At 66.9% G+C, this 24,706-nt stretch carries 22 protein-coding genes; 14 read left to right on the plus strand and 8 right to left on the minus strand.

Going from position 1 to position 24,706, the window contains the following annotated elements; all coding sequences use genetic code 11:
• Nucleotides 1-88: 88 nt before the first annotated feature.
• On the plus strand, nt 89-1,480 hold the full coding sequence (radA, locus tag AC5JDC_RS18935; protein ID WP_495843592.1) for a DNA repair protein RadA: 1,392 nt from the start codon (nt 89-91) through the stop codon (nt 1,478-1,480).
• 63 nt (nt 1,481-1,543) lie between these two features.
• Nucleotides 1,544-2,185 carry a CvpA family protein gene (locus AC5JDC_RS18940; RefSeq protein ID WP_495843594.1) on the plus strand — a complete coding sequence of 214 codons (642 nt, stop codon included), beginning with the start codon at nt 1,544-1,546 and terminating at the stop codon, nt 2,183-2,185.
• Nucleotides 2,186-2,206: 21 nt separating this feature from the next.
• Here AC5JDC_RS18940 and AC5JDC_RS18945 read toward each other — a convergent pair whose 3' ends face one another.
• Nucleotides 2,207-2,566, minus strand: coding sequence for a VOC family protein (locus tag AC5JDC_RS18945; RefSeq protein WP_106775565.1), 360 nt, complete (start codon nt 2,564-2,566; stop codon nt 2,207-2,209).
• A 137-nt stretch (nt 2,567-2,703) separates the two neighbouring features.
• On the opposite strand from AC5JDC_RS18945, the gene purF reads away from it, so the two are divergent.
• Both purF and AC5JDC_RS18955 read left to right on the plus strand, forming a co-directional pair.
• Entirely contained in the window at nt 2,704-4,170 is a 1,467-nt protein-coding gene (gene purF, locus AC5JDC_RS18950; protein WP_495843596.1) for an amidophosphoribosyltransferase, read from the plus strand.
• 12 nt (nt 4,171-4,182) lie between these two features.
• Entirely contained in the window at nt 4,183-4,467 is a 285-nt protein-coding gene (locus AC5JDC_RS18955; RefSeq protein ID WP_495843599.1) for a hypothetical protein, read from the plus strand.
• Nucleotides 4,468-4,482: 15 nt separating this feature from the next.
• Here the strand turns inward: AC5JDC_RS18955 and AC5JDC_RS18960 are convergent, their stop codons facing one another.
• The gene (locus AC5JDC_RS18960; RefSeq protein ID WP_495843601.1) at nt 4,483-4,893 is read right to left on the minus strand and encodes a DoxX family protein; all 411 of its coding nucleotides are present in this window, start codon (nt 4,891-4,893) and stop codon (nt 4,483-4,485) included.
• Between the two features lie 179 nt (nt 4,894-5,072).
• Here AC5JDC_RS18960 and AC5JDC_RS18965 point away from each other — a divergent pair, with 179 nt between their 5' ends.
• Entirely contained in the window at nt 5,073-5,819 is a 747-nt protein-coding gene (locus AC5JDC_RS18965) for an SDR family NAD(P)-dependent oxidoreductase (protein ID WP_106775551.1), read from the plus strand.
• Here the strand turns inward: AC5JDC_RS18965 and AC5JDC_RS18970 are convergent.
• Nucleotides 5,801-5,986, minus strand: a complete 186-nt coding sequence (locus AC5JDC_RS18970; protein ID WP_495843603.1) for a hypothetical protein — start codon at nt 5,984-5,986, stop codon at nt 5,801-5,803. The two genes, AC5JDC_RS18965 and AC5JDC_RS18970, sit on opposite strands and share 19 nt — an antisense overlap.
• On the opposite strand from AC5JDC_RS18970, the gene AC5JDC_RS18975 reads away from it, so the two are divergent.
• The 3 genes from AC5JDC_RS18975 to AC5JDC_RS18985 all read left to right on the plus strand — a co-directional run bounded on the left by AC5JDC_RS18975 (nt 5,985) and on the right by AC5JDC_RS18985 (nt 10,326).
• The gene (locus tag AC5JDC_RS18975) at nt 5,985-6,872 is read left to right on the plus strand and encodes a DMT family transporter (RefSeq protein WP_495843605.1); all 888 of its coding nucleotides are present in this window, start codon (nt 5,985-5,987) and stop codon (nt 6,870-6,872) included. The two genes, AC5JDC_RS18970 and AC5JDC_RS18975, sit on opposite strands and share 2 nt — an antisense overlap.
• A gap of 95 nt (nt 6,873-6,967) precedes the next feature.
• The gene (locus AC5JDC_RS18980) at nt 6,968-7,858 is read left to right on the plus strand and encodes a DMT family transporter (protein WP_495843607.1); all 891 of its coding nucleotides are present in this window, start codon (nt 6,968-6,970) and stop codon (nt 7,856-7,858) included.
• A gap of 239 nt (nt 7,859-8,097) precedes the next feature.
• Complete coding sequence (locus AC5JDC_RS18985) at nt 8,098-10,326, plus strand: AMP-binding protein (protein WP_495843609.1); 2,229 nt, start codon at nt 8,098-8,100, stop codon at nt 10,324-10,326.
• Nucleotides 10,327-10,329: 3 nt separating this feature from the next.
• Here the strand turns inward: AC5JDC_RS18985 and AC5JDC_RS18990 are convergent, their stop codons facing one another.
• Together AC5JDC_RS18990 and AC5JDC_RS18995 are read right to left on the minus strand one after the other, a co-directional pair.
• Nucleotides 10,330-11,148, minus strand: coding sequence for a CDP-alcohol phosphatidyltransferase family protein (locus AC5JDC_RS18990; RefSeq protein ID WP_495843611.1), 819 nt, complete (start codon nt 11,146-11,148; stop codon nt 10,330-10,332).
• 1 nt (nt 11,149) lies between these two features.
• The gene (locus AC5JDC_RS18995) at nt 11,150-11,902 is read right to left on the minus strand and encodes a phosphatidylserine decarboxylase (protein WP_495843613.1); all 753 of its coding nucleotides are present in this window, start codon (nt 11,900-11,902) and stop codon (nt 11,150-11,152) included.
• Between the two features lie 872 nt (nt 11,903-12,774).
• Here AC5JDC_RS18995 and AC5JDC_RS19000 point away from each other — a divergent pair.
• The 6 genes from AC5JDC_RS19000 to AC5JDC_RS19025 all read left to right on the plus strand — a co-directional run bounded on the left by AC5JDC_RS19000 (nt 12,775) and on the right by AC5JDC_RS19025 (nt 20,919).
• Nucleotides 12,775-15,579, plus strand: coding sequence for a beta strand repeat-containing protein (locus AC5JDC_RS19000; protein WP_495843615.1), 2,805 nt, complete (start codon nt 12,775-12,777; stop codon nt 15,577-15,579).
• 498 nt (nt 15,580-16,077) lie between these two features.
• On the plus strand, nt 16,078-17,058 hold the full coding sequence (locus tag AC5JDC_RS19005) for a sugar ABC transporter substrate-binding protein (protein ID WP_495843616.1): 981 nt from the start codon (nt 16,078-16,080) through the stop codon (nt 17,056-17,058).
• A complete protein-coding gene (locus tag AC5JDC_RS19010; RefSeq protein ID WP_495843618.1) occupies nt 17,055-18,056 on the plus strand; it encodes an ABC transporter permease in 1,002 nt (333 codons plus the stop codon). Before AC5JDC_RS19005 ends, AC5JDC_RS19010 begins: the two co-directional genes overlap by 4 nt.
• Entirely contained in the window at nt 18,053-18,808 is a 756-nt protein-coding gene (locus tag AC5JDC_RS19015) for an ATP-binding cassette domain-containing protein (protein ID WP_495843621.1), read from the plus strand. The genes AC5JDC_RS19010 and AC5JDC_RS19015 overlap by 4 nt, the downstream gene beginning before the upstream one ends.
• An 85-nt stretch (nt 18,809-18,893) precedes the next feature.
• On the plus strand, nt 18,894-19,973 hold the full coding sequence (locus tag AC5JDC_RS19020; RefSeq protein WP_495843622.1) for a Gfo/Idh/MocA family protein: 1,080 nt from the start codon (nt 18,894-18,896) through the stop codon (nt 19,971-19,973).
• A 49-nt stretch (nt 19,974-20,022) separates the two neighbouring features.
• Entirely contained in the window at nt 20,023-20,919 is an 897-nt protein-coding gene (locus AC5JDC_RS19025) for a sugar phosphate isomerase/epimerase family protein (RefSeq protein ID WP_495843624.1), read from the plus strand.
• A 316-nt stretch (nt 20,920-21,235) separates the two neighbouring features.
• Here the strand turns inward: AC5JDC_RS19025 and AC5JDC_RS19030 are convergent, their stop codons facing one another.
• The 3 genes from AC5JDC_RS19030 to AC5JDC_RS19040 all read right to left on the minus strand — a co-directional run bounded on the left by AC5JDC_RS19030 (nt 21,236) and on the right by AC5JDC_RS19040 (nt 24,424).
• Nucleotides 21,236-23,122 carry an ABCB family ABC transporter ATP-binding protein/permease gene (locus AC5JDC_RS19030; RefSeq protein WP_495843626.1) on the minus strand — a complete coding sequence of 629 codons (1,887 nt, stop codon included), beginning with the start codon at nt 23,120-23,122 and terminating at the stop codon, nt 21,236-21,238.
• Between the two features lie 62 nt (nt 23,123-23,184).
• Nucleotides 23,185-23,550, minus strand: a complete 366-nt coding sequence (locus AC5JDC_RS19035; RefSeq protein ID WP_495843628.1) for an ArsR/SmtB family transcription factor — start codon at nt 23,548-23,550, stop codon at nt 23,185-23,187.
• A gap of 145 nt (nt 23,551-23,695) precedes the next feature.
• Nucleotides 23,696-24,424: a class I SAM-dependent methyltransferase gene (locus tag AC5JDC_RS19040; protein ID WP_495843630.1), complete on the minus strand. Its 729-nt coding sequence runs from the start codon at nt 24,422-24,424 to the stop codon at nt 23,696-23,698.
• Between the last annotated feature and the right edge of the window lie 282 nt (nt 24,425-24,706).

Below are 24,706 nucleotides of genomic sequence, written 5' to 3' on the forward strand. Positions count from 1 at the left end.
GCTGCCAATCTCCCCCCTTGCGGGGGAGATGTCCGGCAGGACAGAGGGGGGTGCTGTCCCGCCGACATTTCCGAGCGAGTGACGTCACGTGGCTAAACCCCGCATCCAGTTCATCTGCCAGGCCTGCGGCAATGTCAGCTCGCGCTGGGCGGGCAAGTGCGACGCCTGCGGCGAGTGGAACACGCTCATCGAGGAAGGCACGGCCGGCGGCATCGGCAGCGGCCCTTCCGCCCTGCGCTCGGCGCGCAAGGGCCGCGCCGTGGCGCTCACCTCGCTTTCCGGCGAGATCGAGGACGCGCCGCGCATCGCCAGCGGCATCGGCGAACTCGACCGCGCCACCGGCGGCGGCTTCGTGCGCGGCTCGGCGCTGCTGGTCGGCGGCGATCCCGGCATCGGCAAGTCGACGCTGCTGACCCAGGCCGCCGCCGCTCTGGCCGGAAAAGGCCACCGCATCGTCTACGTCTCGGGCGAGGAGGCGGTGGCGCAGATCAGATTGCGGGCGCAGCGCCTCGGCGTCGCCTCCTCGGCGGTCGAGCTCGCGGCCGAGACCAATGTCGAGGACATTCTGGCCACCATCGCCGACGGCCGCCGGCCGGACCTCGTCATCCTCGATTCGATCCAGACGCTGTGGACCGACGCCGCCGATTCGGCGCCGGGCACGGTCACCCAGGTGCGCGCGGCGGCGCAAACCATGATCCGCTACGCGAAATCGACGGGCGCGGCGATCGTGCTGGTCGGCCACGTCACCAAGGAGGGCCAGATCGCCGGCCCGCGCGTGGTCGAGCACATGGTCGACGCCGTGCTCTATTTCGAGGGCGAAGGCGGCCACCACTTCCGCATCCTGCGCACCGTCAAGAACCGATTCGGCCCCACCGACGAGATCGGCGTGTTCGAGATGGGCGACAAGGGCCTGCGCGAGGTGTCTAACCCCTCGGAGCTGTTCCTCGGCGAGCGCCACACGGCGGCGCCCGGAGCGGCCGTTTTCGCCGGTATCGAAGGCACGCGGCCGGTGCTGGTCGAAATCCAGGCGCTGGTGGCGCCGACCTCGCTCGGAACGCCGCGGCGTGCCGTCGTCGGCTGGGATTCGGCAAGGCTCGCCATGGTGCTGGCGGTGCTGGAGGCGCATTGCGGCGTGCGCTTCGGCCAGCACGACGTCTATCTCAACGTCGCCGGCGGCTACCGCATCACCGAACCGGCCGCCGACCTCGCGGTCGCGGCGGCGCTGGTCTCGTCCCTGACCGGCCTTGCCCTGCCGGCCGATTGCGTCTATTTCGGCGAAATCAGCCTTTCGAGTGCGATCCGGCCTGTCGCGCATGCGCAGCAGCGTCTGAAGGAAGCGGAGAAGCTGGGCTTCGGGCAGGCTGTCCTGCCGCGCGGCAGCGAGGATACCGGCGGCAACGACCGCCTGTTCCAGCCGGCCACGCTGGCGGACCTGGTGGTCCGGATCGCCGGCTCGCTGCGTCGCGACGCGGACGACTGACGGGACGAAAAAAATGCCTGCGAGGCGCTGGGCGGTCCCGCAGGGGGATGAAGTGGGGAATGGATGCCGATAACACTGCTTGACGGAGTCCTGGTCGGCTTCACGCTCGTCTCGGCGATGCTCGCCATGGTTCGCGGCTTCTCGCGCGAGATCCTGTCGATCGCCTCGTGGATCGCCGCGGCGGCGGCGGCCTATTTCTTCTACCGGCCGGTCCTGCCCTACGTGCAGCCCTATATCGACAACGACCAGCTGGCGATGGCGGCGGCGGCCGGCATCGTGTTCGTGGTGGCGCTGATCATCGTGTCGCTGATCACCATGAAGATCGCCGACCTGATCATCGATTCGCGCATCGGCGCGCTCGACCGCACGCTCGGCTTCCTCTACGGCGCGGCGCGCGGCGTGCTGGTCGTGGCGATCGCCCTGTTGTTCTTCGACTGGCTGATCGGAGCGCAGCGCCCGGCCTGGATCGCCGACGCCAAGTCGCGGCCGATGCTGGAAAGCGTCGGCACCTGGCTGGAAGGTTTCCTGCCGGCCGACCCCGAGAACTCCATTTTGAAGCGGATCGTTCCCGGCGAAACCGCGCCCGAGGCGCCGCAGCCGGATGCGGAGGCACCCGACGCCGACGCGCCGCCCGCCGACACCGCCCCGGCCGACAATCCGCCGGCCGAGACGCCTCCGGCCGAAACGCCGCCGGCGAACAACTAACCGGCAGCGGACGCGGAGCCGTCAGGACAGTCCTTTCTTCTCCACCACGCAGAAGGTGTTGCCGTCGGGGTCGGCCAGAACCACGTAGTCGGCGCCCGGCGGATAGCGCCAGTCCACCCCGCTGGCACCGAGCGCGAGCAGCCGCTCCACTTCCGCTGCCGCATCATCCGCATAAAGATCGAGGTGGTGGCGCTGGTGGGTCTCGGCATCCGAGGTCACCAGCTTGATCGCCAACTGCACGCCCCGTCCGTCACGCGGCACGAGGATGGCCCAGTCCTCGGACGGCTCGCGAAGCGGGCGATAGGCCAGCGCCTGCGTCCAGAACTCGATGGCGCGGCGAACATCGCGCACGCCCCAGACGATCGAACCGATTCGAAGCATCATCGCCTCCGCTGTGTCGTCCGCGCATCTGGGGCGGCGCGCCCGGAGGTCAACGAGGACCGCGCAGATTTGTCATTGGCATTGGGCGGCGGCTTGCCCTATATGACGGTTTTCCGACACTGGGTGGGCGTGCCCCGATGGCAGACGCAGAAACTCTCCTCGCCGCCGAGGCCGACGACCATTTTCATGACGAATGCGGCGTGTTCGGCATTTTGGGCCGGCAGGACGCCGCGGCGATCGTCACGCTCGGCCTGCATGCGCTGCAGCATCGCGGCCAGGAGGCGGCCGGCATCGTCTCCTTCGACGGCACGCAGTTCCATGTCGAGCGGCATGTCGGCCTGATCGGCGACACCTTCACCAAGCAGTCGGTGATCGACCGCCTGCCCGGCACCCGCGCCATCGGCCATACACGCTACGCCACCACCGGCGGTGCCGGCCTGCGCAACGTGCAGCCCTTCTTCGCCGAACTGTCGACCGGCGGCCTGGCCGTCGCCCACAACGGCAACATCACCAACGCGCTCACCGTGCAGCGCACCTTGCAGAAGCAGGGCGCCATCTTCTCCTCGACCTCGGACACCGAGACCATCCTGCACCTGGTCGCCACCAGCAAGGAGCGCGACATCAATTCGCGCTTCATCGAGGCGATCCGCCAGCTCGAGGGCGCCTTCTCGCTGGTGGCGCTGACGTCCAAGAAGATGATCGGCGTGCGCGATCCGCTGGGCATCCGCCCGCTCGTGCTGGGCGACCTCGACGGCGCCTGGATTCTCGCCTCCGAGACCTGCGCGCTCGACATCATCGGCGCCCGCTTCGTGCGCGACCTCAAGCCCGGCGAGATGGTGGTCGTCACCTCCAAGGGCATCGAGAGCCACTTTCCCTTCGAGCCGCAGAAATCCCGCTTCTGCGTGTTCGAATATGTCTATTTCGCCCGCCCGGATTCGTCGGTCGAGGGCCGCAACGTCTACGATGTCCGCAAGCGCATCGGCGCCGAGCTGGCGGCCGAGAGCCCGGTCGAGGCCGACATCGTCGTGCCGGTTCCCGATTCCGGCACGCCCGCCGCGATCGGCTTTTCCCAGGCGGCCGGCATCCCGTTCGAGCTTGGCATCATCCGCAACCACTATGTCGGGCGCACCTTCATCGCGCCGGGAGATTCGATCCGCCACATGGGCGTGAAGCTGAAGCACAATGCCAACCGCCGCATCATCGAGGGCAAGCGCGTCGTGCTGGTCGACGATTCCATCGTGCGCGGCACCACCAGCCAGAAGATCGTGCAGATGGTGCGCGACGCCGGCGCGAAGGAGGTGCATATGCGCATCGCCTCGCCGCCGACTCGCGCCTCCTGCTTCTACGGCGTCGACACGCCGGAGAAGGCAAAACTGCTGGCGTCGCGCATGTCGGTGGAGGAGATGGCCGACTTCATCCGCGTCGATTCGCTCGGCTTCCTGTCGCTCGACGGGCTCTACCGCGCCGTCGGCGAGGCGAACCGCAACGCCGAGCAGCCGCAGTTCTGCGACGCCTGCTTCTCCAACGAATACCCGACCCGCCTCGCCGATTTCGACGGGGCCGACAATGTGCGGACGCTGTCGCTGCTGGCGGGCGGGGGATGAATATCTATTCAAATGTTGCGGCTGTACTGGATCAATTTCATCGGCGAGGACTCTGAAGAGCTCCCCGCGGGAACGACCATGGGCATCGGAGCTACGGCTTCCAACAAGGCCGAAGCCGAGGAATTTGTTCGACGAGCCTTCTTTAGCGACACCGAACTTCCAAGCCACATCGTGACGATCATCGAAAAGCTAGATGATCTGGATCAACATCACGTCCGACCGAACATGGGCAACCACATGGCTCCCGGCGTTTGGTTTCCTGCTATCCGACCGTGGAATGTCCTATCTGGGCAATAGGGTTTGCAGCTTGCCCTATCTAGGGTGGCTTTGTCTCCCTTGCCGAAGAAGCACGAGTTTCTCCCCCGGCCCATGCACAGCCGCATAGAGCAGCCCCGCCAAAAAGGTGGAATGGTCGACGAAGAAGCCGAACTCGACCTGGTTGCCCTCCCAGCGGTTCGGGCCATGGAAGGCGAAGGCGAGGAAGATCACATAGGCGCCGGCGAGCAGCGCGGCATTCGAGAAATAGGCGCCGGTCAGGAAGGCCAGCACCAGCGCCACCTCGAAGATTGCCGCCAGCCAGGCCAGCAGCAGCGGGAACGGAAAGCCGGCCGCGGCGATGTAGCCGGCCGTGTCCGCCATGCCGGCGAACTTGAAGGCCGCGGCCATGGCGAAGGCGCCGGCGAAGATCAGCCGGGCGACGAGGATTGCGGCGGTTCTGCCCATTGCTTAAAACTCCTTTTGCCGTTTGCACCCAAGGACGCGGGACGCGGCCGGCTTCCGAGATGGGGCGCGAAAATTCTCCGGGCAAGGGCGCGGCAAGGCGCCCGCCTTTCCGGGGTTTCGCCGTCGGCGGATTCGTCCTATCTGGTGCCGCTGTAGAAACTGTCCAACCGGATGCCCGCATGTCCCCTGCCCCCGATCTCTCCGGCCGCATCGCGCTGGTCACCGGCGCCTCGCGCGGCATCGGCTATTTCACCGCAAAGCATCTCGCCGCGGCGGGCGCGCACGTCATCGCCGTCGCCCGCACCGTCGGCGGGCTGGAAGAGCTCGACGACGAGATCAAGGCCGCCGGCGGCCAGACAACGCTGGTGCCGCTCGACCTCGCCGACATGCCCGGCATCGACCGGCTCGGCGGCGCCATCCACGAGCGCTGGGGCAAGCTCGACATTCTCGTCGCCAATGCCGGCGTGCTCGGCACCATCTCGCCGATCGGCCATGTCGAGGCAAAGACCTTCGACAAGGTGATGACCATCAACGTCACCTCGACGTGGCGGCTGATCCGCTCGGTCGATCCGCTGCTGAGATTGTCCGACGCCGGCCGCGCCATCGTGCTGTCGTCCAACGCGGCGCATACGGCGCGCGCCTTCTGGGGACCGTACGCGGCTTCCAAGGCGGCGGTGGAGACGCTGACGCGCTCCTGGGCGGACGAGACGAAAAACATGCCGCTGCGCGTCAACGCCTTCGATCCGGGCCGCACGCGCACGGCGATGCGGGCGCAGGCCGTGCCGGGCGAGGATCCGATGACGCTGCCGCACCCCTCGGAGGTCGCCGCGAAGATACTGCCGCTCGCCAGCCCCGGGCTCACCGAGACCGGGCTGATCTACCAGGCCCAGAACGACCGTTTCGTCGCCTACCAGCAGCCGGCGTAGAGGCCGATCGACAGCGCGTCCGGCGCCCCGCCGATCGCCTGCGGCGCGGCGGCCGTCCCTGCCCCAACTCTCGGCAAGCCGTGGTGCAGCGCGGCAGGCGCAGCCTCGTATAGCGTGAGCGCCACTCGGCCGCGCGCCCGCGCGGCATTTCCACGGCAAGCGCTCATGTCGAACATCCTGTCCGCTCAACCGGCCGAGCGCGTCTTTGCCGGCATCCTGCTGACCAGCATCGCCTACTTCCTGTTCTCGGCGCAGGACGCCTCGATCAAGCTGCTGGTGGCGGGCATGTCGGTGTGGCAGATCCTGTTCGTCCGCAGCGCCGTCATCCTGGCCGGCTGCGCCGCGGCCGGCGGCGTCAAGCTCTTCCGCGACACGGCGCGCTCGCCGATCATCGGCGCCATGTTCCTGCGCAGCCTGATCATCCTCGGCGCCTGGCTCTGCTACTACACCGCGGCCAAGGACCTGCAGCTCGCCGAGATGACCACCATCTACTTCGCCGCGCCGGTCATCGTGACGGTGCTGTCGGTGTTCATTCTTCGTGAGGAAGTGCCGCTGCTGCGCTGGGCGGCCGTCGTCATCGGCTTCATCGGCGTCTTCATCGCCTGCGACCCGGCGAGCCTCGGCATCACCCTGCCGGTGCTGCTGGTGCTCGCCGCCGCCTTCTTGTGGGCGCTGTCGATCGTGCTTTTGCGCAAGATCGCGCTGAACGAGCGGACCATGGTGCAACTCGTGCTCAACAACGGCTTCTCGCTGGTGGCGGCCACCGTGCCGCTGGTCATGCTGTGGCAGACGCCGGGCCCCGGCGAGATCGCCCTGCTGGTGCTGGTCGGCTTCTTCGGCGGCGCCGCGCAGTTCGCGCTGTTCGAAGGCATGAAGCGCGCCGCCGCCTCGGTGATCGCGCCGTTCGAATACACCTCGCTGGTCTGGTCCTTCGCCTTCGGCTACCTGATCTGGAACGACGTGCCGCGCCAGGAGGTCTTCGCCGGTGCCGCCCTGATCATGCTCGCGGGCCTGCTGATCATCGGCGGGGAACAGTTCCGCCGGCGCGGCTGACGGCGCGGGGAGGCCTGGAGCCGATCGTCTCCTGACACTATGCTGTCGGGACCGGCGCTCTATCGTGGCCGATGATCTCGATCCGGAAGGCGGGAATGGACGCCAGGTCACGGCACGAACGGCGACTCGGCGTGGTGCTGATCGCCGCATCCGCGGTCACGTTCGGGCTGGCCGGCGTGCTGACGAAGTCGATCACGGCCGACCCGCTGGTGATCGCGTGCTGGCGCGGCCTGGTCGGGTCGCTTCTCATCGGCCTCTACGTGCTGTGGCGTAGCCGGCACGGCAAGCTGCGCCGGAGCTTGAAGCTCGGCTGGCGCGGCTGGGCGCTGGCGATCGTCGGCGCGGCGGCAAGCGTCGCCTTCATCTCCGCCTTCAAGCTCTCCTACGTCGCCAATGTGACGATCATCTATGCGACCGTGCCGTTCGTCGCGGCCCTGCTCGGCTGGCTTCTCCTGGCGGAGCGCATGGGCTCGCGCACGCTGCTGACCGCCGCGCTGGCGCTGGCCGGCGTCTCGGTCATGGTGTTTTCCGGCATCCACCGCGGGGCGTCGCTCGGCGATGTGCTCGCCATGGTCATGACGGTGCTGAGCGCCCTCTATATCGTCATGATCCGGATGTTCCGCGGTGTCCCCGTGGTATGGGCGGGCGCCGTTTCGGCCTTTCTGCTCTTCCTGCTCGGCTGGGTCGTCGCCGATCCGCTCGTCGTCGGCGACCGCGACGTCCTGCTTCTCGTGGCCTTCGGCGCATCGTTCGCGATCGCGGTCATCCTCTGGACCGAGGGGGCGCGGCTGCTGCCGGCAGCGGAATCCGCCCTGCTGGGGCTCGCGGAACTGCCCTGCGCCATCCTCTTCGCCTGGCTGTTCCTGGCGGAGATCCCGCCGCGCGAGAGCGTGATGGGCGGTGCGATCGTGCTTGCCGCCGTGTTCTGGCACACGGGCCGAGACTGGCTCGAAGGCCGTGCCCGCAAGGAGGTCCGGGCAGGATAAAAAGTTGTCCGCCGCGCGGAACAATTGCACGGCAACGGCGTTTGAGGCGCAGACGGGCACCCCTTCCCCCAAGCCCACCCCCTAGCCCGTCCCCCTTCGAGCCAGCTTTCGGGCTGGCTTTTTTTTGAGGCCCCGGCCCGATGCCGGGCATGTGCATTGACGTAGGTTGCCGATCGACTACCTTTCCGGCGGCCGTCCGGCGAGGATGCGCCGGACGAGCACGGGTTGGGAGGCGCGGCATGATCCTGACTGGCATTGTACTCGGCACGCTCGCCGCAGCCTATCTGGCATTCGCCCTGCTGCAGGTGTTCCGGCTCGGCCTGTCGCTGCACCAGGCGCTGCTCTACGTTCCGCTCAAGCTCGCCTATCGCATCGACGACGGGCAGATCCGCCTGGCGCGCCGCGCCGACGCTCCGGTCGTCTACGTGGTGACGCACCAGTCGCGCCTCGATCCGGCGCTGATGCTGGCGCTGCTGCCGGGCGACACGCTGCACATCCTCGACGAGCGGGCGGCGCGGGCCGCCTGGCTCGAGCCGTGGCGCGAGCTGGCGCGCACCATCGCCTTCAACGCCGAGCATGTCTTCGTCAGCCGCCGGCTGGTGCGGGTGCTGAAGCGCAAGGGCAGGATCGCCGTCTACATGCCCGAGACCGTCGAGCCGGAGGTGCGCGCCTTCCGCCTCTACCGCGCCGTGGCGCGCATCGCCCTGCAGGGCGATGCGCGCGTCGTCCCGATCTTCATCGACGGCGCCCGCCGCCTGCCCTTCTCGCTGATCGACGAAGCCGACGCGCCGCGCCGCCTGCTGCCGCGCCTGCGCATCGGTGCGGCCGAGCCGCTGACCGTAGCGGAACTGGTGAGCCGGGCCGGGGCGGCGACGCCGACCGCTTCCGGCGCCGTCTTCGACCGCGTCGCCGAGGTGCGCAGCCGCGTGCCCTATGCCGGGCTGACGCTGTTCCAGGCAGTGCAGACGGCAAGCCGCCGCTTCGGCGCCGACCGGCCGATCGTCGAGGACGTGGTCAGCGGAACCCTGAGCTACCGCCAGCTGCTGATGGCGGCCCGCATCTTCGCCGGGCGCTTCGCCCGCATCACCGCGCCGGGCGAGCCGGTAGGCGTGCTCCTGCCCAACTCCAACGGGTTCGCGCTGACGCTGCTTGCCTTGATGTCGGCCGGGCGCGTCGCGGCGATGGTGAATTATACGGCCGGCCCGGCCAACGTGACCTCGGCGGTGCGCACGGCTCCGATCCGCACCATCGTGTCGTCGCGCGCCTTCGTCGAGAAGGCTGGGCTGGACGACATCGTCGAGGCCGCCAAGGCCGGCGGGGCGCGGTTCGTCTGGATCGAGGACCTGCGCGACGGCATCAGCAGCTTCGACCGGCTGGTCGCGGCGTTGTTCTGGCGCAACTCCGTAGGCGCGCAGCACGCCGGTGCGCCGGCGCTGATCATGTTCACCTCCGGCTCCGAGGGGACGCCGAAGGCCGTCGTGCTGTCGCACCGGAACCTCATCGCCAACGCCATGCAGGTGGAATCGCGGCTGGCGATCGGCCCCCGCGACTTCGTCATGAACGTGCTGCCGGTGTTCCACGCCTTCGGCCTGCTCGGCGGGCTGATCCTGCCGCTGCTCACCGGCGTCAGGACGCTGCTCTATCCCTCGCCGCTGCACTACAAGCAGATCCCGCAGACGGCAGCGAAACGCCGGCCGACCATCCTGTTCGCGACCGACACCTTTCTCGCCGCCTATGCCAACGCCGCCGACGACGGCGACTTCTCCAGCCTGCGCTTCGCGGTGGCCGGCGCCGAGCCGTTGCGCGCCTCGACCCGCCGCACCTGGGCCGAGCGCTTCGACACGCAACTGCTCGAGGGCTTCGGGCTTACCGAGGCGGCACCGGTGGTGGCGCTCAACACGGCGACGCACAACCGCGAGGGCTCGGTCGGGCGGCTGCTTCCGGGCATGCGCATGCGGCTGGAGCCGGTGGAAGGCGTCGCCGAGGGCGGGCGCCTGTGGATCGCCGGGCCCAACGTCATGATGGGCTACATGTCGGCCGACCGGCCCGGCCAGCTTCAAGGCCTTCCGGACGAGTGGCACGACACCGGCGACATCGTCTCGGTCGACCGCGAGGGGTTCCTCACCATCCGCGGCCGGGCGAAGCGTTTTGCCAAGATTGCCGGCGAGATGGTGTCGCTCGGCGCGATCGAGATGCTGGCGCACACCGCCTGGCCGGAGGACCGCCACGCGGTGGTCGCCGTGCCGGACAAGCGGCGCGGCGAGCGCATCGTGCTGGTCACCACCGCCGACAACGCAGAGCCTGCGGAGCTGCGCCGCCACGGCAAGCAGGCCGGCATCGCCGAGCTCGCCCTTCCGCAGGACATCGTGCAGGTCGACGAGATCCCCATCCACGGCACCGGAAAGACCGACTACGCGGGCACCCGGCGGCTGGCGCTGGACCGGCTCGGGCTCGCCAATGCGGCGTGAGCGCTAAGGCTGAGGCGGCTCCGGCGCAAGTTCCTTGGCGGATTCGCGCGCTGCCCGGCGCGAGTAGGCCGCGGCGCTGAGCGGCAGGAATATGAGATAGGCGAGCACGCCGACCGACAGCGTCTGCCAGGGATAGGTGAACAGCAGCAGCGCGAAGAACACCACGCCGAGGATCATCGGCATGACGGTGTCGCCGGGCACGCGCAGGCGCTTGGCCGACCAGACCGGCAGCCGGCTGACCAGCAGGAAGGCGACCAGGATGGTAAAGCCGGAGGCGATGAAGGCAGCGGTGCGGCTGGGCTCGACCACGCCGATGAAGACCAGGTAGATGGGCAGCAGCACGATGACGGCGCCGGCCGGCGCGGGAATGCCGACGAAATACTCGGCCTGCCAGGCCGGCCGGGTCAGATCCTCGTCGAGCACGTTGAAGCGCGCCAGCCTGAGCCCGCAGGCGATGGCGAACAGCAGCGCGGCAATCCAGCCGGGCGACCCGGCCTGGTCGAGCAGGAAGGCATAAAGCACCAGCGCCGGCGCCACGCCGAAATTGACGATGTCGGCGAGCGAATCCATCTGCGCGCCGAATTTCGACGTCGCCTTCAGCATGCGGGCGAGGCGCCCGTCGATACCGTCGAGAAAGGCCGCGATCAGCACCATCACCACGGCAATCTCGAAGCGGTTCTCGAAGGCGAGCCTTATGCCGGACAAGCCGGCGCAGATCGCCAGCACGGTAATCAGGTTGGGCAGCATCAGGCGCAGCGGGATCTCGCGGATGCGCGGGCCGCCGCGGCCGTGCGGCTCGAAGCGCTGGAAGGGCCGCGGCACGCTAGGAAACCCTGACCAGCGGCGTCGCGGCGCTGCCGCCGAACTCGGCGACCACCGTCTCGCCGGCCACCGCCGTCTGGCCGACGGCGACGCGCGGGGTCGCGCCCTGCGGCAGGAAGACGTCGACGCGCGAGCCGAAGCGGATCAGTCCGAAGCGCTCGCCGACGCCGATATTACCGCCCTGCTCCGCCCAGCAGACGATGCGTCGGGCGATAAGGCCGGCGATCTGCACGGCGGCGACCGTGCCGTTCGGGCTGTCGATGACCACGCCGTTGCGCTCGTTCTCGCTGCTCGCCTTGTCGAGCTCGGCGTTGAGGAACTTTCCAGGCCGGTGCTCGATCTTGACGATGCGGCCGCGCACGGGCGAGCGGTTCACATGGCAGGAGAACACGTTCATGAACACCGAGATGCGGGTCATCTCGCCAGTGCCCAGCCCGAGCTCGCGCGGCGGCACGGCGGGCCCGACGGCCGAGACCACGCCGTCGGCCGGACTGATCACAAGCCGGTCGTCGGCGGGTGTCACGCGCTGCGGATCGCGGAAGAAATAGGCGCACCAGCCGGTCAGGATCAGCCCGATCCAGAAGAGACTGGTGGAGAACAGGCCGAGCAGCAGCGCGACTACCGCGAAGCCGGCGATGAAAGGCCAGCCCTCGCGATGCACGGGCACGAAGGCGTTCTTGACGGTGTCGACGAGGCTCATCTCTCTCCGGCCGGCTTGATCAGCATGGCGCCTATGTAGGGGAAAGCACGACAAGCCGCAACGCGGCGCCTCCCGTTCTTCATGCCAGCCAACCCGAGGCGGGGCGTAATCCAATACCGGGCAAACCGCACGGCAGGATTGCCGAAACTCTGGCGTGACACGCGCACGAGACCTTTCGGACGGTTACGGGAATTGCGCGTTATGCAGGCGAAGCGGCAGCAAACGGTAACCGCCAAGTGGGGCCAATCGAGCACCGGCAAACCCGCGACGACGACGCCGGCGGCATCATACCGAAACGCAAGGTTGATGAGCAGCACGCATGTGTTGCAGTTTCAACAAAGATGCGTTCATTCCAAATCTGGCGACGATCGGCCAACCACCTAGCAAGCAACGACATTTTGCGATTTCACGGATATACTTAAAGTATAATCAATCATAGATTGTGTAATCCAATCGCAATTTCCCCTTGTCTGAACATAATATCTTTCGTAATGTAAGAAAAAAGAAAAGTTGTTTAACCAATATCTTGAGGCTCCCTCCCTTGCTACTGGAGCTTCGCCCGTCCCGAGACGTGGACGCTGGGGCAAGATGGTAAACAACAGACCAGGCGCTTGAAGTATCAAGCATCTGGAACGGGAGACATCTGCAAAAATCATCCCACGGTGCGGACCGCTGAGCTGTCCGCTCCTTGGGTAATGCGGGACTGCCAACGCCATCGTGTCGCGGGCCGGAGACCTGACGCGTTGCCGTGGTCGTTTCGGCTGGGCTCATCTGGATGCGGTCGTGAGACGGAGCGCGGATCTTGCCGCGCCCGACGGCCGCCTGTTGCCCTGCCCTTGCCGCGCGAGAACCGGCCAATTCCGGCCCGGGGACCGGGCGCGCCGCGCAATCCGGATCAACCTTGATCAGAACAGGAGTTTCGATCCATGGCCATCACCACAAGCTATTCATTCGGTTTCGTCGAGAACATCGATCCTTCCTTCATTACGAGTCGTGCCGACGCCGCCAGCCTGTCCGACGGCGGCGTCGTCGTCGTAGGCGATCATGCCGGGCACGCCGACCTCACGACCTTCGAGGCCGACGGAGACATTGCAGGAAACGCGCTCAGCATCACCGGCGTCGACGCGGCCGTGACCCAGCTCAGCAACGGAAACATCGTCGTGCTCTCGGACACCGGCACCGACATGTCATTCCGCATCGTCACGACCACGGGCGCGACCGTGCGGGCCGACACCAGCATCGGCGAAGGCGGGCCAGACGTCCTCGATCCGGAAGTGGCCGCCCTGGCCGGCGGCGGCTTCGTCGTCGCCATCCAGGATTTCTTCGGCGGCACGGACAACGACGTGGACCTCCGGATCTACGACAACGACGGCAACCTGCTCTTGAACTTCGCGGTCGATGCCAGTGGCGCCAATGACCAGAACCCGAGCGTCGCCGGCCTCAACGACGGCGGCTTCGCCGTCGCCTGGCACCGGAACATTGGCTCCAGCAACGAGATGTGGTATGCCGTCTACAATGCCGACGGCTCCGTGCGGTTGGCGCCGACGCAGCTCGACCCATTCGGCACCGTGAACCGCAATGCCAGCGTGGTCGCGCTCGACAATGGCGGCTTCGCCATCGCCTACGAGGACAATGGCTGGTCCGGCACGGACATCGACATCACGCTCGCGCGCTTCGACGCCGCCGGCACATTCCTCGACTGGGACGACATCACGCAGAGCACCCAGAACGAAACCGCGCCGTCAGCCACGGTGCTTTCGAACGGCATGATCGCGGTCGCCTACACCGACGACCTGTTCAGCGACACCGACACGAGAGTCACGCTCGTCGATCAGAACACTGGCGCGGCACTTGGAAACTCTACGGTCGGCGGCTCGTTCAACAACGAATCGGAGATCACGATCGCCGCCATGAACAACGGCAAGATCGGGGCGTTCCACACCGATTCGACCACTGGCGACGTCGTCGGCTCGATCCGCCAGGCCACCCGCTTCTCGACCAGCGACGCCGCCGCCGACACGATCATCGTCGACAGCCTGCGCGACGTGGCGTCGGGCAATGCCGGCGACGACACGTTCCAGGGCGGCGGGCTGGATGCGTTCACCAGCGACTCGATCGACGGCGGCGCCGACTTCGACCGCATCCTGGCGACGGGCGACATCAGCCTCGTCGACACGGCGGTGAACTCGATCGAGGAGATCGAGATACAGTTCCCGAGCCCGGCGACCTCGGTGACCGTCCGCGCCGACCAGATCGGAGCCGGCCTCGCCGCCAACCTGGTCGTCGACTTCAGCGCCAACGGCACGCCGGACAAGTTCCGCGTCGAAATGCTGACCGACACAAGCGTCGACCTTTCGCAGTTGCAGGTGTTCGATTTCAACGCAGGCGTCGGCGAGCTCGACCGGCTGATCGTGCTCGGCGACAACGACAACGAGACCATCCGGGGAACCAATGTTCGCGACGAGATCTTCGCCACCGGCGGCAACGACGTGCTCGACGGCGGTCTCGGCAACGACCACCTGTCGGGCGGCACCGGATCCGACCGGGCGAGCTACGCCAATGCGGCGGCCGGGGTGGTTGCCAGCCTGTCCACCCCCGCCGCCAACACCGGCGAAGCCGCGGGAGATACCTACAACTCCATCGAAAGCCTGACCGGCTCGGCCTTCGACGACACGCTGACCGGCACCAACGGCATCAACAGCCTCATCGCAGGTGCGGGCAACGACGTTGTCGACGGCCTCAACGGTGCCGACGGTCTGTTCGGCCAGGACGGCAATGACGTGCTGATCGGCGGTGCCGGCGCGGACACCCTCTCCGGCGGCCTGGGTTCCGACCGCGCCTCCTATGCCACCGCTGCGGCCGGCGTCGTCGCCAATCTCTCCAATCCCGCAGCCAACACCGGCGATGCCGCCGGCGACACCTACAACTCGATCGAGAGCCTTACGGGCTCCGCCTTCAACGACACGCTGACCGGCAACAACGGCGCAAACAGCCTCCTCGGCGGCGACGGCAACGACATCCTCGTCGGCCTTGGCGGCAATGACGGCCTGTTCGGCAACAATGGCAACGACGTGCTCATCGGTGGTGTCGGCGCCGATACGCACTCCGGCGGCACCGGTTCCGATACCGCCTCCTACCAGACGGCGGCCGCGGGCGTGACCGCCAACCTGGCAAATGCCGCGCTGAACGCCGGCGAGGCAGCCGGCGACACCTACAACTCGATCGAGAACCTGACCGGCTCGGCCTTCGGCGACAATCTCACCGGCAACAACGGTGCCAATGTCATCCTCGGCGGCAACGGCAACGATACGCTGACCGGCGGGGGCGGCAACGACACCATCAACGGCGGCAACGGCAACGATACAGTGAATGGCGGGTCCGGCAACGACAGCCTGACCGGCGGGGCAAACAACGACAACTTCCTGTTCAACACCGCGTTGAATGCCGTCACCAATGTCGACGACATCACCGACTTCAACTTCGTCAACGATACGATCCAGTTGGAGAACGCGATCTTCAACGCGATCGTCGGCGTGGGCGTCCTGAGTGCCGCGCAGTTCACCGCCAACGCCGCCGGGACGGCGACGACCGCCTCCCAGCGCATCATCTACGAGACCGATACCGGCAACCTGTTCTACGACGCCAACGGCAGCGCCGCCGGCGCCTCGGTCCTGTTTGCCACGCTGACGGCCGGGCTTGGCATCACCAACAACGACTTCTTCATCGTATAGATGCAGCGAAGCCGCGGGCGCCGAGTTCGGCGCCCGCGGCGAGCGGCGCCGGGATCGGCCCGCTTCTCGTCCGTCGGCCAAGCTGACCGGTCCGGTCCGGATCACGCCCAGCAGACCATCGTTCGTTCTCCATTCGATTCCTTTCCGATCGTCACTCCGTCGTCGGTTGCGCCTTGCCGTTCCGCATGCGTATCCAAAAATCGCTATGCAGAGATTTTTATATTGACGCACGTAAAATTTTTCTCAAACATGCGGAAACGCGAAAGCGATATTCGAGCCGGCTCTTTGGGAGGAGACAGTGGCTTCAGACCGTGAAGGACCGCCCGCCGGTCCGAGTTTTCCGCCACATGACGGAATTTCCGTTCACCGCCCGCTGCGATGGCGGACGTTCGGACCACGGCGCTTTTCCATTCAACCTTGAAGCACCTTCAGCCCGCAGCCGCCCAAGGCGGTTCGCAACCGACCGGCCGACAAGCAGATAAAACAGGAGGAGAAACGATGCGCTTATTCAATCACCTGATCGTCGGAGCCAGCCTGCTGGCCGCCCTGCCCGCCTACGCCCAGGACGGGACCAAGGTCGCGGCCATCATCAAGGGGCTCGACAATCCGTTCTTCCAGTACATGCACCAGGGCATCGAGGAGCAGGCGAAGGCCATCGGCGCCGCCGTGACCGTGCAGGCGGCGCAGAACATGGGCGACGCGACGGGGCAGGCCGACAAGCTGACCGCCATGGCTCTGCAGGATTTCGGCTGCTACCTGGTCAACCCGATCAGCGTCTCCAACCTCGTGCAGGCGCTGGTGCCGGTCGCGCAGAAGAAGGCGCCGATCGTCAACATCGACAGCAGCATCGACCCCGAGCAGGCCAAGGCGGCGGGCTTCGCCGTCACCACCTATATCGGCACCGACAATGTCGCCGCGGGCGTGCTCGCCGGCGAGGAAATGCTGAAGCTCGTCCCCGCCGGCTCCAAGGTCGCGCTGGTCGCCGGCATCGTCGGCGACGTCGGCAGCAACGCCCGCATCAAGGGTTTCAAGCAGGCCGTCGAAGGCAAGCTCGAGGTGGCCGTGGAGGTCAGCGCCGACTGGGACCGCGAGAAGGCGCTGACGGCCGCCACCGACATCCTCGCCGCGCATCCCGACCTCGCCGGTTTCTTCGCCGCCAACGACATCATGGCGCTCGGCATCCAGCGCGCCGTGCAGACATCAGGCAAGGACGTCAAGGTGATCGGGCTCGACGGCATCGTCGACGCGCTGAAGTCCGTCGCCGCCGGCGAGCTCTCGGCAACCGTCGCGCAATATCCGTTCGTGGTCGGCGCGATGGGCGTGGAAGCCTGCGTCGCGGCGGCCAAGGGCAACACCCTGCCCGCCAAGGTCGACGCGCCCGTGCTTTTGATCAACAAGGACAATGCCGAAGCCTCGCTCAAGAACTTCCCGCGTCCCGGCGGCGACTATCCCGATCCCTTCCGCGAGATGCTGAAGTGAACAATCCCGCCGACAACGCGCCCGTTCAAAAGGCGGGCGCGACCGAGGAGAGCCGTACCTCCCTGACGGCTCTCCTCACCGATCTGTCCTTCTGGGCCGACTGGGCCTCGGTCGTCGGCCTGGTCGGGCTGGTCATCGTGTTCGGCATCGCCCAGCCGATATTTCTCAGCGTCGCCAATCTGCAGGCAGTGCTGCTGGCGGCGGCTATCCTGGTGGTGCTGGCGACGGGCCAGACATTCGTGGTGGCGACATCGGGCATCGACCTGTCGCTGGCCGCCGCCGTCATGCTGGGTGCCATCGTGCTCGGCCTCGCGCATGCCGCCGGCTGGGGCATTTTTGCGGCCTGCGTGCTCGCGGTCGCCGCCACCAGCGCGGTCGGCCTGCTCAACGGCGTGCTGATCACCGTCGGCAAAATTCCCGATTTCGTGGTGACGCTGGGCACGCTTTCCGCCATCACCGGCCTCGGCCTGATCCTGTCGGGCGGCGAGCCGACCATGGTCGGCAGCCCGTTTCTGCTGAAACTGGCGTCGGGATCGTTCGGTCCGTTCGGCTATCCGGTCTGGGTGGCGGCGGGCGTGGTGCTCGCCGCCCATGTCGCGCTGTTCCACACCCGCTTCGGCGTGCATCTGCTGGCGACCGGCGGCCAGGCCGAAAGCGCCCATTCGCTGGGCATCCGCACCAACCGCATCAAGATCGCCGCCTATACGATTTCCGGCTTCTGCGCCGGCATCGCCTCGCTGCTGCTGGTGGCGCGCATCGGCTCGGCCGAACCCCTCATCAACACCAGCCTGCTCCTAAATTCGGTGGCCGCGGTGGTGCTGGGCGGCGTCAGCCTTTTCGGCGGCCGCGCCAGCATACTCGGTCCGGCGATCGGCGCGCTGATGCTGACCGCGCTGGTCAACGGCCTGACCCTGCTCAGCGTCTCGGCCTTCTACCAACCCCTGGCGGTGGGCGCCATCGTGGTGCTGGCGGCCCTGATCATGCGGTATCAGCGATGATCGGCGAACCGTCTTCCGAAGCGATCCTCGCCTGCAAGGGCCTGAGCAAGCATTTCGGCGGCGTGCGGGCGCTCTCCGACGTCAGCTTCGAGGCCCGCGGCGGCGAGGTCACCGCGGTCATCGGCGACAACGGTGCCGGCAAATCGACGCTGATCCGTTGCCTGGTCGGCGTCAACGTGCCGGACGAAGGGGAAATCTTCTTCGACGGACAGCGGCACCCGTTCGCCAATCCCGACGAGGCGCGCAAGGCCGGCATCGAGACGGTCCACCAGAACCTGTCGCTGATCGACGAATTGACCGTCGTCCAGAACCTGTTCCTGAACCGCGAGATCGTCCGCCGGTTCGGGCCGCTCGCTTTGCTCGACAGGCCCGCCATGAAGCGCGAGGCGCGCGCCATGCTGTCGCGCCTTTCGATCAACGTGCCGTCGGTCTCGGCGCGCGTGCGCCGCCTGTCGGGCGGGCAGCGGCAGGCGATCTCGATCTGCCGCGCCGTCGGCTCCGGCGCCAAGGTGGTGGTGATGGACGAGCCGACCGCGGCACTCGGCGTGCAGGAGACCGCCAATGTCGAGGCGCTGATCCGGCGGCTGCGCGAGCAGGCCGTCAGCGTCATCCTGGTCAGCCACAATTTCGACCAGGTACGGCGCCTGTCCGACCGTATCTGGGTGATGCGCGCCGGCCGCGTGGTCGCCACGGTCCAGTCCGCCGAGACGACCGGCAACGAACTCGTCGCGCTGGTCACCGGCGCCGCCTGACAAACCTCTTCCCCCTGCCGGCGGCGGGACACGCCGCCGGTTCGTTCAATGCCCGACCAGAAAATATGCCTGGGAGCAAAAAAGAATGTCCGTGATCCGTGTCGGCCTTGTGGGCCTCGGCGAAGTCGCCCAGTCGATCCACCTGCCGGTGCTCGCCGACCAGCGCGACCGCTGGCAGATCGCCGGCGTCTATGACGTCTCGCCAAGCCTGGTGGCGCGATGCAGCGCCGAATATCCGACGGCAAAAGCTTTCGAGTCCGCCGAGGCGCTGATCGGCTCGCCGGACATCGACGCGGTCTTCATCCTCTCCTCCGACGAGACGCACAGCCGCTTCGTGCGCGCCGCCATCCGGGCCGACAAGCATGTTCTTCTCGAAAAACCCGCCTGCCTGACGGTGCGGGAGATCGACGAGCTGCTGGAGCTCTCGTCGACCTATGCCAAGACCATCTTCGTCGGCTACATGCGGCGCTATGCCCCGGCCTATCTGGCGGCCAGGGAGGAACTGCCGGCCTTCGGTGACATCACCCATGTGCGCATCTTCGACCTGATTTCCGAGGGACGGCATTTTCTCAAGAAGAGCCAGGACATCCTCTATCCCACCGACATCGATCCGGACCTGCTGGCGCGCGGCGCCCGCGAGCGCGAGGCGCTGATCCGCGAGGTGGTGGGCGCCGATGCGCCGGCCGACCTGGTGCGCGCCTATCGAGGCCTCACCGCGCTGAGCTCGCACCACATCTCGGCGATGCGCGGGCTGCTGGGCGAGCCAGTGCGCGTGGTGGCGGCGCACCGCACCAATGGCGGCGCCAACACCGGCGTCACCTTCGATTATGGGCATTTCGCCGCCTATTACGACGCGGTGGTCGACGATCTCGGGCTGTTCGACGCGATGATCGAGGTGCGGTCGAACACCAAGCGGGTGCGCATCATCTACGACACACCCTATATCCGCAGCCTGCCGACGCGCCTGGAAGTGACCGAGAGCGGGGCCGCCGGGCCGGTTACGAGGACGTTCGGCCCGCTCTACGGCGACGCCTTCTCCAACGAGTTGGAAGTCTTCCACCGGCATATCCACGACGGCACCAAGCCGGCGACCGACCTGGCGGATTCGCGTCGCGATCTTGCGCTGATGGCCGAGATCATCGGAAAAATGAAGCAGGCTTCGTGACTCCGCGCCGGGGCACAGCTAGGACATTGCACGCAGGAGGAGAAAAGACATGAGCAACAAGCTGGGCGTCCACGCTCTCGTCTGGGAAGCCGGATGGAGCAATGACGAGTGCGCGCGGGCGATCGCCAAGACCGCCGAGGTCGGCTACGACTTCATCGAGGCTTCGGCCCTCGATCCGCGCTCGTTTGACATAGACTTCACCCGCCGCCAGCTCGAAAAGAACTGCATCGGCATAAATTTTTCCCTGGGACTGGACTCCGACACCGACATCTCCAGCGGCGACAAGGAGAAGGCGGCGCGCGGCAGGAAGCGCCTGGAGGACGCGCTGACGCTCGCCCGCGACACCGGCGCCACGCATGTCTGCGGCATCCTCTATTCGGCCTTCCAGAAATACAGCGTGCCGACCACCGCGGCGGGCCTGGCGATGGCCGTCGACGTGCTTGGCGAGGTCGCGGAGATCGCGGCGCGCAGCGACATCACGATCGGGCTCGAAGTGGTCAACCGCTACGAATCCAACGTGCTGAACACCGCCTCGCAGGGCGTGGAGCTGTGCAAGCGGATCGGCGCGCCAAACGTCAAGGTGCATCTCGACGTCTATCACATGAACATCGAGGAATCCGACATCGGCGCGGCCATCGCCGAGACCGGCGATTACATCGGCTATTTCCACACCGGCGATTCGCACCGCGGCTATCTCGGTTCCGGCTCGATCGACCTCGCCGGCGTGTTCCGCGCGCTGGTGCGGACCGGCTATCAGGGGCCGATCACCTTCGAGAGCTTTTCGTCGCGCGTCGTCGGCCAGCCACTGGAGGGCATTCTGGGCATCTGGCGCAATCTTTGGGAGGACGGCCACGATCTTGCCTCGCATGCGCTGCTCTACACCAAGGCGCAGCTCAAGGCGGCGCAGGAAGCGCATCGGCAGGCGGAGCGCAGCCGGCTGCCTTGAGCGGAATGGCGGGCGGAGAAGAATCTGCCTTCTCCGCCTCTCCCTCGACAGGCTCGGGGTCGGCGCATCTTCTCCAGGTCGTGGCAGGGCAATCTACATAATAAACGGCGATGAATTCGCCGCGTCCTACCCCCGCCCCCTAACCTCTCCCCTCAAGGGGGAGGGGGACTTTGCGGCAGCCAGCCGAGCGAAATCGTCTGCGATTGGCGCCTGGCGCAGAGGCCAGCCGATCCCCCTCCCCCTTGTGGGGAGGGGCTAGGGGTGGGGGTAACTTCCTATGCAGTGTCCTGGCCTCGATGAGGCGATGAAACGGAAATCACCCCACCTCGGGTGTGCGGCGGCGCGTGATGACGCCGTATTCGTCGCCCTCGCGGGCGATGCGCAGCCGCTCCTCGGCTTCCGTCGCCTCGCGCTGGCGCGCCCACATGGAAGCGTAGAGCCCGTCCTTCGCCAGCAGTTCGGCGTGGCGGCCGCGCTCGGCGATGCGGCCGTCCTTCAGGACGATGATCTCGTCGGCCGAGATCACCGTCGACAGGCGGTGGGCGATGACGATGGTGGTGCGGCCGCGGCTCACCATGTCGAGCGCCGCCTGGATCTCCTGCTCGGTGTGCGAATCGAGCGCCGAGGTCGCTTCGTCCAGCATCAGGATCGGCGGCGCCTTGAGGATGGTGCGGGCGATCGCCACGCGCTGCTTCTCGCCGCCCGACAGTTTCAGGCCGCGCTCGCCCACCATGGTCTCGTAGCCGCCCGGCAGATGCTCGATGAACGGGCCGATCTGGGCAAGGTCGGCGGCCTGGCGGATGTCCTCCGCCGAAGCGTCGAAGCGGCCGTAGCGGATGTTGTAGGCGATGGTGTCGTTGAACAGCACCGTGTCCTGCGGCACCATGCCGATGACGGAGCGCAGGCTCTCCTGGGTGACGCCGCCGATGTCCTGGCCGTCGATCAGGATTTTTCCCGACTGCACGTCGTAGAAGCGGAACAGCAGCCGCGAGATCGTCGACTTGCCGGCGCCCGACGGACCGACGATCGCCACGGTCTTGCCGGCCGGCACCTCGAAGCTGATGCCCTTCAAAATCTCGCGGTTGGGATCGTAGGAAAAGTGCACGTCGCGAAACTCGACGCGGCCCTCGGCCACGGCGAGCGGCCTGGCGTCCGGCCTGTCCTCGATCTCGGCCGGCACGTCGAGCAGGTCGAACATCTGCTCGATGTCGGTCAGGCCCTGGCGGATCTCGCGATAGATGAAGCCGATGAAGTTGAGCGGCACCGAAAGCTGCATCAGCATGGCGTTGACGAAGACGAAGTCGCCGATGGTCTGCGTGCCCGCCGCCACCTCGCGCGCCGACATCAGCATGATCACCAGCATGCCGGCGCCGAAGATGGCACCCTGGCCGAAATTCAGCCATCCGAGCGACGTCCAGGTCTTTGTCGCCGCGACCTCGTAGCGGGCCATGGAACGGTCGAAACGCTGTGCCTCCATGCGCTCGTTGTTGAAATATTTGACCGTCTCATAGTTGAGCAGCGAATCGATCGCCTTGGTGTTGGCGTCGGTGTCGCTGTCGTTCATCTCGCGGCGGATGGCGATGCGCCAGTCGCTCGCCCACACCGTGAACCAGGTGTAGAGCAGCACCGTGACGGCGACGACCACGACATAGAGCCAGCCATAGGCGACGGCGAAGATGACCGCCGTCAGGGCGAATTCGAGGACGGTCGGCAGCGTGTTCAGGATGGTGAAGCGCACGATCGTCTCGATGCCCTTCACGCCGCGCTCGATGATGCGCGACAGGCCGCCGGTGCGGCGCTCCAGGTGGAAGCGCAGCGACAGGTCGTGCATGTGCACGAAGGTCTTGTAGGCGAGCTTTCTCACAGCATACTGGCCCACGCTGGCGAACAGCGCGTCGCGCAACTGGTTCAAGCCCACCTGGATCAGCCGCACGACGTTATAGGCGATGACCAGCGCCGCCGGCACCAGCAGGAAGGCCGGCAGCGGCGGCGGCGTGTGCGCGTCGCCGGCCAGCGCATCGGTCGCCCATTTGAAGAAATAGGGCACGGCGACCAGCACAAGCTTGGAGACGATGAGGTAGAAGGTCGCCCAGACCACGCGGGCGCGCAGGTCGGCGCGCTCGTCCGGCCACATATAGGGCCAGAGATGAACGAGCGTCTTCAGGGTCGAACCTGAGTCCGCCGAGACAGTCTTTTCGGCCAATTTTTTCTTCCCTGTCTTCCGCCCCTTCGACGGCCAAACCGCGCGGTCGGATTTTGGTTCTTTCAAAGCTCGCGGATGCGCGGTTCCGTGCAGCCGACCGGCTGCGGCTCGTCGCAGCAGGCCTCGACCAACGCCGTGACCCCTTGCGCGGTGGCGGCGAGTGCGGCGCGGTCGATCTCGTAGATGGAGCGCTGCCGGTCGGGCTTGACGCGGACCAGGCCCGCTTCGACCAGCACCTTCAGGTGCTGCGACACCGTCGACTGGGCGAGATCGAGCCGTCCGACCACGTCCTTGCAGCAGCAGCGGTCGCTGGCGGCGAGATACCGGAGAATCTCCATCCGCTTGCGATGCGACAGCGCACCGAGACGCTCGGCCAGCCGCTCAGCGGGCAGGCACTCGGCAGGCGTGGCGGGCGACAGCATCTTCATCGTCCATCGACGATAGACGATGAAGTGCGGATCGACAACTGCTCGAATGACGATTTCAGGATTTGTGTTCCCCCGCGCAGGCGGCGGGTGGAATTTCCGTTCCTGCGCCCCGCAGCGGACATTTATCGTCCGCAGCGGCGGAGGTCTATCGCCGCGCGGAGACGAGAAGCATCATCGGCCGCTCCAACTCCTCCGCCAGTTCGGGCGTCTGGGCGATCTGCTGGCGCGACGGGGCGAACTCCTCGACGCCAAGAATCTCGAAGCCCGCGCGGATCAGCGTGTTGAGCGTCGTGCCGATGGTCCGGTGATGCTTGATCACGCCCTTGGCGAACCAGTCGGTCCGGCGCTCGCCTTCGACGGAGTAGCGATTGACCGGCCAAGTCTTGCGCCCGTCCTCGTCGGCGAACCAGTGCGGGTGGACCGCCGCCATGAAGATCGGATGCTCGATGGTGAACACGAGATGCCCGCCGGGAACCAGCGCCTGATGGAGCACGCGGACAAGGCGGTCGAAATCCCCGACGTAGTGAAAAGTCAGCGCGCTGTAGGCGAGGTCGAAGGCCGCCTTCGGCAGGTCCAGGACCTCGAGATCGGCGACGCGGTATTCTACTGCGGGATCGCGCGTATCCGCCCTCGCCCGGCCGATCATGTTCTCCGACAGGTCGAGGCCGAGCACGGAGGCCGCGCCCTGCTCGCGCATCCAGCGCGACGCCCAGCCGAAGCCGCATCCCAGATCGACGACGCGCTTGCCGGAGAGCGCCGGCAGCATCGCCCGGATGGCCGGCCATTCGGGTGCACCGTCGAGGCCGCGCACCTGTCTCGGGATCCGGCTGTAACCGGCGAAGAAGTCGGGGTTGTCGTAGATGTTCTGTGCCATCGGATTCTCCATCGTGTCGGACGGGACGAGGCACCTTCAAGACCGAAAAAACCTCGTCCGCGGGGGCGAGGCCAGGGTTGGCGATTACAGCTGATCAGTCAGCGTGGTCGACATCCCGGCATCCCGCCTTTGGGGATGCCGGCGAACCGGGAAACAATATGGGTGTCCTTGTCGGCCATGGCGTCGACCATCAGCCAAACGGCCGCTCCGGTCAAGCCGCAAGCCATCCGTATGCAGGGCGATCGCATATGGAAGTTCTGGAAGCGTCGGCGGGCGGGTTAC

It is taken from the genome of Kumtagia sp. (genome assembly GCF_059502445.1).

Coding starts and splice junctions, on each gene's coding strand:
- AC5JDC_RS18980 (WP_495843607.1), top strand. CDS start 6,968: ATGGACGCCAGGTCACGGCACGAACGGCGACTCGGCGTGGTGCTGATC.
- AC5JDC_RS18945 (WP_106775565.1), bottom strand. CDS start 2,566: ATGCTTCGAATCGGTTCGATCGTCTGGGGCGTGCGCGATGTTCGCCGC.
- AC5JDC_RS18985 (WP_495843609.1), top strand. CDS start 8,098: ATGATCCTGACTGGCATTGTACTCGGCACGCTCGCCGCAGCCTATCTG.
- AC5JDC_RS19035 (WP_495843628.1), bottom strand. CDS start 23,550: ATGAAGATGCTGTCGCCCGCCACGCCTGCCGAGTGCCTGCCCGCTGAG.
- AC5JDC_RS19040 (WP_495843630.1), bottom strand. CDS start 24,424: ATGGCACAGAACATCTACGACAACCCCGACTTCTTCGCCGGTTACAGC.
- AC5JDC_RS19005 (WP_495843616.1), top strand. CDS start 16,078: ATGCGCTTATTCAATCACCTGATCGTCGGAGCCAGCCTGCTGGCCGCC.
- purF (WP_495843596.1), top strand. CDS start 2,704: ATGGCAGACGCAGAAACTCTCCTCGCCGCCGAGGCCGACGACCATTTT.
- AC5JDC_RS18975 (WP_495843605.1), top strand. CDS start 5,985: ATGTCGAACATCCTGTCCGCTCAACCGGCCGAGCGCGTCTTTGCCGGC.
- AC5JDC_RS19000 (WP_495843615.1), top strand. CDS start 12,775: ATGGCCATCACCACAAGCTATTCATTCGGTTTCGTCGAGAACATCGAT.
- AC5JDC_RS18940 (WP_495843594.1), top strand. CDS start 1,544: ATGCCGATAACACTGCTTGACGGAGTCCTGGTCGGCTTCACGCTCGTC.
- AC5JDC_RS18970 (WP_495843603.1), bottom strand. CDS start 5,986: ATGAGCGCTTGCCGTGGAAATGCCGCGCGGGCGCGCGGCCGAGTGGCG.
- AC5JDC_RS19015 (WP_495843621.1), top strand. CDS start 18,053: ATGATCGGCGAACCGTCTTCCGAAGCGATCCTCGCCTGCAAGGGCCTG.
- AC5JDC_RS19020 (WP_495843622.1), top strand. CDS start 18,894: ATGTCCGTGATCCGTGTCGGCCTTGTGGGCCTCGGCGAAGTCGCCCAG.
- AC5JDC_RS18965 (WP_106775551.1), top strand. CDS start 5,073: ATGTCCCCTGCCCCCGATCTCTCCGGCCGCATCGCGCTGGTCACCGGC.
- AC5JDC_RS18955 (WP_495843599.1), top strand. CDS start 4,183: ATGTTGCGGCTGTACTGGATCAATTTCATCGGCGAGGACTCTGAAGAG.
- AC5JDC_RS19025 (WP_495843624.1), top strand. CDS start 20,023: ATGAGCAACAAGCTGGGCGTCCACGCTCTCGTCTGGGAAGCCGGATGG.
- AC5JDC_RS18960 (WP_495843601.1), bottom strand. CDS start 4,893: ATGGGCAGAACCGCCGCAATCCTCGTCGCCCGGCTGATCTTCGCCGGC.